The following is a 10,642-nucleotide window of genomic DNA, read 5'->3' as shown; positions in this document are numbered from 1 at the left end:
CTGCGCCCTGCGGGACGAGTCCCGGCCGGTGAGGACGAGCAAGAACGGGGCACCGAGGTTGGCGGCGATGCGGGCGTTGTAGCAGAGCTAGGTGGGGCTGCCGACGTCCGTCGTCCTCGTCGTCAACAGCGGATCGTCGTCGTTCAAGTACCAGCTCATCGAGATGACCACCGAGGAGACGCTCGCCAGTGGCCTCGTCGAGCGGATCGGCGAGGACACCGGCCGCACGAAGCACACCCGCGACGGGGAGTCGTTCGAGATCGAGGGGCCGATCCCCGACCACACCGCCGGCTTCCACGCGATGATCCGCGCATTCGGCGAGCACGGCCCGAGCCTCGACGAGTTCCCTCCCGTCGCCGTGGGCCACCGCGTCGTGCACGGCGGCAAGCGCTTCTTCGAGCCCACCGTCGTCACCGACCTGGTCAAGATCAACATCGAGGACCTCGCCGACCTCGCCCCGCTGCACAACCCCGCCAACCTCGAGGGCATCGAGGCGGCGCAGAAGGCCTTCCCGGACGTCCCGCACGTCGCCGTCTTCGACACCGCCTTCCACCACACGATCCCGGCCGAGGCGTCGACCTACGCGCTGCCCGCCGAACTCGCCGAGAAGCACCGCGTTCGCCGCTACGGCTTCCACGGCACCTCGCACAAGTTCGTCTCGGAGGCCGCCGCCGCCTACCTCGGCCGCCGCCGCTCCGACCTCAAGACGATCGTCCTGCACCTGGGCAACGGAGCGTCCGCCTGCGCCGTCGACGGCGGCGTCTCCGTCGAGACCTCGATGGGCATGACCCCGCTCGAGGGCCTGGTGATGGGCACCCGCTCCGGCGACCTCGACCCGGCCGTCGTCTTCCACCTGGCCCGCAAGGCGGGCCTCTCGATCGACGAGCTCGACACCCTCCTCAACCGCCGAAGCGGCCTCCTCGGCCTCACGGGTCGCGGCGACATGCGCGACGTCCAGGAGGCGGCCGAGGCCGGCGACGAGCGGGCCCGCGCCGGGCTCGAGGTCTACTACCACCGCCTCCGCCACTACATCGGGGCCTTCTACGCCCAGCTGGGCCGCGTCGACGCCGTGGTGTTCACGGCCGGAGTCGGCGAGAACGTCGCCGCCGTCCGAGCCGGCGCCCTCCGCGGCCTCGAGGGCCTGGGCATCGAGCTCGACCCCGAGCGCAACACGTCCTCCGACCGCGGCGCCCGCCGCATCTCCACCGACGACTCCCGCGTCGCCGTCCTCGTCATCCCCACGAACGAGGAGCTGGAGATCGCCCGGCAGAGCTTGTCGGTCGTGTAGCGGCGGAGCCGCGACATCACTCGCGGTCGGCTTCCGGGGGTGGTGGCTCCCGTGGAGCGGCTCCTGTCGGGCTGTCCTGAATCGCTGGCACGCGGCGGTGCTCGCTCGTCGTGCAGCGGTGGCCCGCTGCACGACCGCGGTCGGCCTCTCAGGGGTTGCGTTCCGCAGAGCGTGGAGCGTCGGGCTGCCCTCAATCGCTCGCACGCGATTCCGGGTCGCGGCCCTCTGCCGAATACTCGGGCCCTCCTGCTGGTCGAGTAGCCGCGGGACGCGGCGTATCGAGTCCGAGCGCGAGGGAGGAGATCTCGATGCGGCTGCTGCGCGGGCTGCTCCATCGGCAGGAGCCGGCTGAGGAGCCCGGCTCAGGGCAGCAGGCGCGCGTCGCCCGCGTAGAGGTTGAAGCCGGAGCCGCGGCTGAAGCCGATCAGGGTGAGGCCGGAGTCGCGAGCCAGGTCCACCGCCAGCGACGACGGGGCACCGACCGCGGCGAGCAGGGGGATGCCGGCCATCACGGCCTTCTGCACCAGCTCGAACGAGGCGCGACCCGACACCTGCAGCAGCGTCCCCCTCAACGGCAGCCGCCCCTCCCGGAGCCCCCAGCCGACCACCTTGTCCACGGCGTTGTGCCGCCCGACGTCCTCCCGGAGCACCAGCAGCGAGCCGTCCGCGTCGAACAGCCCGGCCGCGTGGACGCCGCCCGTCCGCTCGAACACCGCCTGCGCCTCGCGGAGCCGATCGGGGAGCGAGACCAGCAGCTCCCGCTCGACCCGCAGGTCGTCCTCCGCGACGCTCCACGCCGAGTCGGTGGCGACCGCCTCGAGCGACGCGAGCCCGCACACTCCGCACGAGCTCGTCGTGTAGACCGACCGCTCGCGCTCGAGCAGCACGGCCTCCCGCCCGCCGCGGACGCTCGCGTCGACCACGTTGTACGTGTTCTCGCCCGGACCGGAGCCGCTCGCGCAGTAGCGCATCGCCGCCAGCTGCTCCGACTCGGTGAGCACCCCCTCGGACACCAGGAATCCCGCGACCAGGTCGAAGTCGTCGCCGGGCGTGCGCATGGTCACGCTGAAGCGCTGTCCGCCGACGCGGATCTCGAGCGGCTCCTCGACGGCCAGGACGTCCTCGCGGCGTCGGGGCGGATCGCCGGCGCGGACGGCGGTCAGGCGGGTGCGGGCGACACTGCGGCTCATGGGTCTCCTCAGGCGGTGGAGGTCATCCTCCCACCGGGAACCGGGAGCGATGCCGGGGTGCGGACGTACGATGCAGGAATGGTCGATGACGCCGAGCCCCGCGAGAGTCCGATCGACGAGAGCCGCCTCTCCGTCCGGTCGCCGAAGAGACGCGCCGTCGGGATCCCCGGCGTCGCCCACGCCCTCGAGATCTCGCTCAAGCAGATGGGCCCGGTGCGCAGCGCCGAGACGCTCCTGCGGGTGAACCAGAAGACCGGCTTCGACTGCCCGGGCTGCGCCTGGCCGGAGGGCGACAATCGCCACGTCGCCGAGTTCTGCGAGAACGGAGCGAAGGCGGTCGCCGAGGAGGCCACGCTCCGCACCGTCACATCGGCCTTCTTCGCCGCACACCCCGTCGCGGAGCTGGAGGAGTGGGACGACTTCGCGCTCGGCCAGCAGGGCCGGCTCACGGAGCCGATGCTGCTCGAGGAGGGCGCCACGCACTACCGGCCGGTGGGCTGGGACGAGGCGCTCGACCTCGTGGCTGAGGAGCTGCGAGCCTGCGCGAGCCCCGACGAGGCGATCTTCTACACGTCCGGTCGGACCTCGAACGAGTCGGCCTTCGTCTACCAGCTGATGGTCCGCGGCTTCGGCACGAACAACCTGCCCGACTGCTCGAACATGTGCCACGAGTCCAGCGGATCCGCCCTCACCGAGACGATCGGGATCGGCAAGGGCTCGGTGAGCCTGCGCGACGTGGAGCGGGCACCGCTGATCATCGTCGCCGGCCAGAACCCCGGCACGAACCACCCGCGGATGCTGACCGCGCTGGAGCGCGCCAAGCGCGCCGGCGGCACCATCGTGGCCGTGAATCCGCTGCCGGAGGCGGGGCTGCTCCGCTTCCAGAACCCGCAGACCGTCCGCGGCACCCTGGGCGACGGCACGGCCCTCGCCGACCACTTCCTCCAGGTCCGGCTGGGCGGCGACCAGGCCCTGTTCCAGGGTCTGGGCAAGGCGCTGCTCGAGGCGGAGGAGGCGCGCGGCGACGTCTTCGACCACGCCTTCATCCGCGAGAGCACCGGCGGCCTCGCCGAGTACCTCCACGGGCTGCGGGAGGTCCAGTGGGACGAGATCGAGCGGGCGAGCGGGATCGACGAGACGCGCATCCGCACCGTCGCCGAGCTGATCGCGGCGTCCGAGGGCACCGTCGTCTGCTGGGCGATGGGCCTCACGCAGCACGCGCACTCGGTCGCGACGCTCAAGGACGTCGTCAACGTGCTCCTGCTCACCGGCAACATCGGCAAGCCCGGCGCGGGCGTCTGCCCGGTGCGCGGCCACTCGAACGTGCAGGGCGACCGCACGATGGGCATCTTCGAGCGGATGCCGGACTCCTTCCACGACGCGCTCGACCGCGAGTTCTCCTTCTCCTCCCCCCGGGTGCACGGGACGGACACGGTCGCCGCGATCCGGGCGATGCGCGACGGGAAGGCCCGCGTGTTCATGGGGCTCGGCGGCAACTTCGCCCGGGCGACGCCCGACAGCGGAGTGACGGAGGCGGCGATGCGCTCGCTCGCCCTCACCGTGCACGTCTCGACCAAGCTCAACCGCTCGCACGTGGTCACCGGCCGGCGCGCGCTGATCCTGCCCACCCTCGGCCGCACCGACTCCGACGTGCAGCGCTCGGGCGAGCAGCGGGTCACGGTCGAGGACTCGATGAGCGCCGTGCACGTCTCCCGGGGCCGCCTGCGCCCGCCGAGCCCGGGCCTGCGCTCGGAGGTGGCGATCCTCACGGGGATCGCGGAGCGGCTGCTCGAGGGCCGCGAGAACGTCCCGCGGGTCGACTGGGCGGGACTGCGCGACGACTACCGCCGCATCCGCTCGCACATCGCCAACGTCGTCCCCGGCTTCGACGGGTTCGAGGCCCGGATCGACGTGCCCGGCGGCTTCGTCCTCCCGCACCCGCCGCGCGACTCGCGCCGCTTCGACACGCCCTCCGGCCTGGCCCGCTTCACCGCGAATCCGCTCGAGTACCCGCGGGTTCCGGAGGGCAGGCTGCTGCTGCAGACGCTGCGCTCGCACGACCAGTTCAACACCACGATCTACGGCAAGGACGACCGCTACCGCGGGATCCACGACGGCCGCCGGGTGGTGTTCGTCCACGCCGACGACGTCGCCGAGCTGGGCTTCGCGGACGGCGCGATGGTCGACCTGGTCTCGGAGTGGCCCGACGGCGTCGAGCGGCGGGCGGAGGCGTTCCGCGTCGTGGCGTACGACACGCCCCGCGGCTGCGCGGCCGCCTACTACCCCGAGACGAACGTCCTCGTGCCGCTGGACTCGACCGCGAAGATCAGCAACACGCCGACCTCGAAGTCGGTCGTGATCCGCCTCGAACCGGCGGCGTAGGCCTCACCAGGGCAGCGGCAGCAGGCGCACGGAGTCGCCCGCTGCCGCTCCCGGTGCGGGGACGACGGCCACGGCCTCCGAAGCGGCGAGACCGGTGAGCATGTGCGAGCGGATGCCGGCGGAGGCCCGCCAGCCGTCCTCGCCGGAGGAGACGGGCACGAGCACCGTGGTCCCCGCGCGCCCGAGCGGCTCGGCGAGGACACCCCGGCCGAGGGGCCGGGCAGCGGCGCCCGACGCCGCGTCGAGGGCCGGCGGCAGGAAGGAGAGCGCCGCGAGGAGTGCGGCGAGCGGATTGCCCGGCAGAGCGATCACCAGCGTCCCGCCCGGCAGCAGCGCAGCCATGGTCGGGTGGCCGGGGCGCATGCCGACTCCGTCGACGAGGACGCGCGCGCCCACCCCATCGAGGGCGCGACGGACCGCGTCCACCCGGGAGCGCCCGGTCCCGCCCGTCGAGAGGAGGATCGGCGCCGTGCCCGTCAGCAGCGTCCGGGCGATCGCGTCCTCGTCGTCGCCGCGGCGCATGATCTCTCCCACGGCTCCGCCCGAGAGCTCGACCAGCGCGGGCAGCAGCGGCGTGAACGCGTCGCGCACCCGTCCGGCGGGCGGCATCCCCTCGGTGTCGACCTCGTCCCCCGTCAGGAGCAGGTCGACCGCGGCGGGCGAGCGGACATCGAGCGCGTCGATCCCGGCGACCGCGAGCAGGGCGAGGTGCGCGGGAGTGAGGCGGGTCCGGGCATCGACCAGCACGGCTCCGCGGGCGGCCTCGTCGCCCGCGCGCCGGACGTGGCGGCCGGGCGGGAGGGGCGCCCGCGCCGTGAGCAGGTCGTCGCGGACCGCGCCCTGCTCGGACGGCAGCACCGCGTCGCTCCAGTCGGGCACGGCCGCTCCGGTGACGATCGGAGCGGCGGTGCCGTCCTCGAGCGGCCAGGGCCCGGGTCCGCGCACGGCCCAGCCGTCCATGGCCGAGGAGTCGTAGTGGGGGAGCGGCCGGGCGGCGGCGACGGCGCGGTCGAGGACGGCTCCGCGGGCGTCGAGGAGGGGGACGCTCGAGACGCCGGAGCGCGCCACCGCTTCGCCGACGATCCGCCTGGCCTCGTCCCAGTCGGTCGCCTCGTGCCCGTGCGCGCTCATCCCGTCCATTCTCCCGGGGCTCGGGGCGGGCCCTGGGCAGGACCCGCCCCGTCGGTCATCCCAGGTAGCCGTTCGGGTTCAGCACGAACTTCTTCGCGGCGCCCTTGTCGAAGTCGGCGTAGCCGCGGGGAGCGTCGTCCAGGCTGATCGCGGTGGCCTGGACCGCGTCGGCGATGTGGACCCGGTCGTGCAGGATCGCCATCATCAGCTGCCGGTTGTACTTCATGACCGGGCACTGGCCCGTGGTGAAGGACAGCGACTTCGCCCAGCCGAGCCCGAGGCGGATCGACAGCGAGCCCTCCTGGGCCGCCTCGTCGACTCCGCCCGGGTCGCCCGTGACGTAGAGGCCCGGGATGCCGAGGGCGCCGCCCGCCGCGGTGATCGACATCAGCGAGTTCAGCACCGTCGCCGGCGCCTCCTTCCCCGAGTCGGCGCCGTTGCCGTGCGCCTCGAAGCCGACGGCGTCCACTCCGCAGTCGACCTCGGGCACGCCGAGGATCTGCTCGATCTGGCCGGCCGGATCGCCCTTCGAGACGTCGACCGTCTCGCAGCCGAAGGAGCGCGCCTGCGCCAGACGCTCCTCGTTGAGGTCCGCGACGATCACGACGGCCGCTCCGAGCAGCTGCGCTCCGACCGCCGCGGCGAGTCCGACCGGTCCCGCTCCTGCGACGTAGACCGTGGAGCCGACGCCGACCCCGGCGGTCACCGCGCCGTGGAAGCCCGTCGGGAAGATGTCCGAGAGCATCGTCAGATCGAGGATCTTCTCGAGCGCCTGATCGCGGTCCGGGAACACCAGGAGGTTCCAGTCGGCGTAGGGGACCATCACGTACTCGGCCTGCCCGCCGACCCAGCCGCCCATGTCGACGTAGCCGTACGCGCTGCCCGGGCGGTCCGGATTCACGTTGAGGCAGATGCCGGTCTTGCGCTCCTTGCAGTTGCGGCAGCGGCCGCAGGCGATGTTGAACGGCACGGACACGATGTCGCCGACCTTGACGAACTCGACGTCGGGGCCGACCTCCACGACCTCGCCGGTGATCTCGTGGCCGAGCACGAGGTCCGACGGAGCGGTGGTGCGGCCGCGGACCATGTGCTGGTCCGAGCCGCAGATGTTGGTGGAGACGGTGCGGAGGATGGCGCCGTGCGGCAGCTTCCGCCCGATGTTCGCCGGATTGACGCCGGGTCCGTCCTTCAGCTCGAAGGTGGGGTAGTCGATGTCGATGACCTCGACGACTCCGGGGGACTTGTAGGCGACGGCTCTGTTGCCTGACATGCGGGGCTCCTTCAGATGGACGACCGCGGCGCAGTCGGCCGCGGGAGTCCTGCGCCGCTCTCGGTCCGAGCCGCGGCACCGGGACTCGGGGGAACCGTACGGCGTCGGCCTGGTGCCGGATCGAGGCCGGTGGAGTAGCGTCTCAGGAGGCGTGCGTACGCTTGTCCACCGCCCGGTGCGAGGCCGTGAGCGCCGCGTCGAGCGCGTCCCGGCCGCCCCCGGCCAGGCCCGCCGCGTAGCCCGCGAGGAATGTGGTCAGCGGAGCCGCCGGCCGGACCACTCCGTGCGCCGCGCGACCGGCGAGGGCGAGCAGGGCGTCCGGGTCCACCGGGACCTCGCCGAGGCCGAGCGCGGAGCACAGCTCGGCCCACCAGCCGGCGAGCACCTCCTCCGTGGGGCGGGCGCCGTCGGAGGCGGAGGGGCGGGGGCCGGTCGTGTCGTCCATCCGCTCAGTCTGCGCCGCGCGGGCCCGGCAGGTCGATCCCGTGCCGGTGCGCGTCGGCGGGCGCGTCGACGTCGTCGGTCGTCCCTCCGGGCACCGTCACGAGCCGTGGGGGAAGGTCCCGGAGGAGGGCGCGCACCGAGGCGCCGTCGGGATCGCCGAGCGCGGCGAGCGCCTCGACGAGGGCCGCTCGCCGGTGCACGCCGAGGAGCTGCTGGGCTCGGCCGCTCGCGTCGACGGCCAGGAGGGAGGCCTCGACGGCGTTCGACGCAACCTCGAGCAGCGTGTGCACGGCGGGAGCGGGGGCGACGAGATCGGCGGCGAGCACGACGACCCAGTCCGGAGCGCCCGGGCGGTCGAGCAGGGACAGCGCGGCGGCCAGGCCGGCGACCGGGCCGCCGAACGGCGGATCCTCCTGGACGAGCTCGGCGCCGTCGACGGCCGGTGCGAGCGACGACGGTCCGGCCACGACCCTCCGCTCGGCTCCGCGCACGGCTGCGAGGGCGGTGCCGAGGAGCGTCGACTCGCGGTGCCGGAGGAGCGGCTTGACCGCGCCGCCGAGGCGGGAGGCGCGTCCGCCGGCGAGCACGACCGCGTCGAAGCGGGGGAGCGGAGGCGGCGGGAGCACGGGACCGAGGCTACGCGCGCTCCGGTCTCCGCCGTCCCGGCTCCGGTGTCGGAGGTCGCGGCTACTCTTATCGGGTGGTAGCAGCCCTGTATCGCCGGTACCGGCCCGAGACGTTCGCCGAGATGATCGGCCAGTCCCAGGTGACGGATCCGCTCATGACGGCGCTCCGCACCAACCGCGTCAACCACGCCTACCTCTTCAGCGGCCCCCGCGGCTGCGGCAAGACCACCTCGGCGCGCATCCTCGCCCGCTGCCTCAACTGCGCGACGGGCCCGACCGACACCCCCTGCGGCGTCTGCGACAGCTGCGTCGAGCTCAGCCGCGAGGGCCAGGGCTCGCTCGACGTGGTCGAGATCGACGCGGCGAGCCACAACGGAGTCGACGACGCGCGCGATCTGCGCGAGCGCGCCATCTTCGCCCCGGCGCGCGACCGCTTCAAGATCTTCATCCTCGACGAGGCGCACATGGTCACGCCGCAGGGCTTCAACGCGCTGCTCAAGATCGTGGAGGAGCCGCCGGAGCACGTGAAGTTCATCTTCGCGACCACGGAGCCGGACAAGGTCATCGGCACGATCCGCTCGCGCACGCACCACTACCCGTTCCGGCTCGTCCCGCCAGCGCAGATGCTCGACTACACGCAGGAGCTCTGCGAGCGCGAGGGCGTGCACGTGGCGGCGGGCGTGCTGCCGCTCGTGGTCCGCGCGGGCGGCGGGTCCGTCCGCGACACGCTCTCCCTGCTCGACCAGCTGATGGCCGGCTCCGAGGCCGAGACCGTCGAGTACGAGCGGGCCGTCGCCCTCCTCGGCTACACCCACGGCGCCCTGCTCGACGAGGTGGTCGACGCGCTCGCCGAGCACGACTCCGCCGAGGCGTTCGGAGCGGTCGACCGCGTCATCCAGACGGGGCAGGACCCGCGCCGCTTCGTCGAGGACCTGCTCGAGAAGCTCCGCGACCTGATCGTCGTCGCGGCGACCGGGGGAGCGGCCTCGGCCGTGCTCCGCGGCGTCTCGCAGGACGAGCTCGACCGCATGGCCGGCCAGTCGCGCGCGCTCGGCCTGGCCGAGCTCTCCCGCATCGCCGACGTGGTCAACGAGGCCCTCACCGAGATGACCGGTGCGACCTCGCCGCGCCTGCACCTCGAGCTGATGATCGCCCGCACCCTCGTGCACGGCACCGGCGCCGGCATCGCGCCCGCTGCTGCCCAGGAGGAGCGCCCGCGGCACGTGGCCCCGCCGCGCGAGACCGCGGCGCCCGCTCCGCGGTCGTCCGAGGCGTCGCGCGCGTCCGAGCCGTCCCGTGCGCCCGAGCCCCACCACGCCTCGCACGCCGCCGCTCCCGGCTCGGTGCCCGAGTCCATCGCGGCCGCTCCGCGCACCGAGGCGCCGGTGACGGCGTCCGCACCGGTCGCTGCGCCGCCGGTGAAGGCGCCCGACGAGACGGCGGCCGCCCCGGAGGCGGACGAGTCCGCGCCGGCCGAGTCAGGACGCCCCCGCGCGACGACCGCCGCGGCGGCTCGTCCGGAGCCGGTCGGGCAGGAGCCGTCGGATCAGGCCGCTGCGTCCACTGAGGCGCCCGCCGCCTCCGCACCCGCTGCGGCCGCGGGCGACGCATCCGCCGACGGCGCGGTCACCCTCCAGCGGATGAAGGACACCTGGCCCGAGATCCTCGAGGTCGTGCAGAAGGCGAAGATGACCGCCTGGCTGGTGGCCTACACCGCCCAGGTGCGCGCCCTCAAGGACGACGTGCTGACCCTCTCGTTCCCGAGCCAGAACGACGTCGAGTCGTTCAAGATGCCGGGAACCGCTGGGCAGCCCGGAGTCAGCGAGTACCTGCGTCAGGCGATCCAGCAGGTCCTCGGCCTGCGGGTGAAGTACATCGCCCGCGTCGAGCCGCGCGCCGCTGCCCCCGAGGCCGAGCGCGCCGCCGTAGAGGCGACCGCCGCGCCCGCTCCGGCTGCGTCGATCCCGGCCGCGACCGGCTCCGACGGCTGGGCCACGGTGGCGATCCCCGCCGATCCGACCCCTGCGGCCGAGGCGGCTGCTCCGTCCGCTCCGGTCGAGGCCCCCGCCGTGGGCGCCGAGCCGGTGCGCGCCGCTCCCGCCGCCGCCGCTGCTGCAGCCGCCCCCGCCGGCGACGAGCCCCCCTTCGACGAGGAGCCGCCGGAGGAGGACATGCCGCCGGTCGAGCCGCCGATGCCCGACTCCTGGGCGACCGTCGCACCTCCCGGCGAGCCCGCCGCCACGGAGTCACGCTCCACGTGCGCTCCTCCTTCAGCCCCAACGAGGGCACCATCGTCTACAACGCCGAGACC

8 protein-coding genes are annotated in these 10,642 nt (G+C 73.8%); 3 read left to right on the top strand and 5 right to left on the bottom strand.

Annotated elements, in window-relative coordinates; all coding sequences use genetic code 11:
- Window positions 1-163 precede the first annotated feature (163 nt).
- A complete protein-coding gene (locus C5B92_RS16485) occupies window positions 164-1,288 on the top strand; it encodes an acetate/propionate family kinase (protein ID WP_258061604.1) in 1,125 nt (374 codons plus the stop codon).
- A 362-nt stretch (window positions 1,289-1,650) separates the two neighbouring features.
- Here the strand turns inward: C5B92_RS16485 and fdhD are convergent, their stop codons facing one another.
- Window positions 1,651-2,478 carry a formate dehydrogenase accessory sulfurtransferase FdhD gene (gene fdhD / locus C5B92_RS16480; protein ID WP_104256674.1) on the bottom strand — a complete coding sequence of 276 codons (828 nt, stop codon included), beginning with the start codon at window positions 2,476-2,478 and terminating at the stop codon, window positions 1,651-1,653.
- A 78-nt stretch (window positions 2,479-2,556) separates the two neighbouring features.
- Between fdhD and C5B92_RS16475 the strand changes: the two genes are divergently transcribed.
- Complete coding sequence (locus tag C5B92_RS16475; protein ID WP_104350600.1) at window positions 2,557-4,860, top strand: FdhF/YdeP family oxidoreductase; 2,304 nt, start codon at window positions 2,557-2,559, stop codon at window positions 4,858-4,860.
- A 3-nt stretch (window positions 4,861-4,863) separates the two neighbouring features.
- On the opposite strand, the gene C5B92_RS16470 is transcribed toward C5B92_RS16475, so the two are convergent.
- From C5B92_RS16470 to C5B92_RS16455, 4 genes are all read right to left on the bottom strand, one after another.
- Entirely contained in the window at window positions 4,864-5,991 is a 1,128-nt protein-coding gene (locus C5B92_RS16470) for a molybdopterin molybdotransferase MoeA (protein WP_181028883.1), read from the bottom strand.
- 55 nt (window positions 5,992-6,046) lie between these two features.
- Window positions 6,047-7,261 (bottom strand): formaldehyde dehydrogenase, glutathione-independent, encoded by a 1,215-nt coding sequence (gene fdhA, locus C5B92_RS16465; protein ID WP_104225123.1) that lies wholly within the window; start codon window positions 7,259-7,261, stop codon window positions 6,047-6,049.
- A gap of 142 nt (window positions 7,262-7,403) precedes the next feature.
- Window positions 7,404-7,706 (bottom strand): DUF6457 domain-containing protein, encoded by a 303-nt coding sequence (locus C5B92_RS16460; RefSeq protein WP_219814360.1) that lies wholly within the window; start codon window positions 7,704-7,706, stop codon window positions 7,404-7,406.
- Window positions 7,707-7,710: 4 nt separating this feature from the next.
- A complete protein-coding gene (locus C5B92_RS16455; RefSeq protein WP_258061603.1) occupies window positions 7,711-8,331 on the bottom strand; it encodes a molybdenum cofactor guanylyltransferase in 621 nt (206 codons plus the stop codon).
- Window positions 8,332-8,405: 74 nt separating this feature from the next.
- Here C5B92_RS16455 and C5B92_RS16450 point away from each other — a divergent pair.
- On the top strand, window positions 8,406-10,642 hold a 2,237-nt coding region (locus C5B92_RS16450; protein WP_181028881.1), incomplete at its 3' end, for a DNA polymerase III subunit gamma and tau.

Origin of the sequence: Rathayibacter sp. AY1A4, assembly GCF_002930955.1 — a bacterium.
GTDB lineage: Bacteria > Actinomycetota > Actinomycetes > Actinomycetales > Microbacteriaceae > Rathayibacter.
This window is presented reverse-complemented; position numbering and strand designations above follow the sequence as displayed.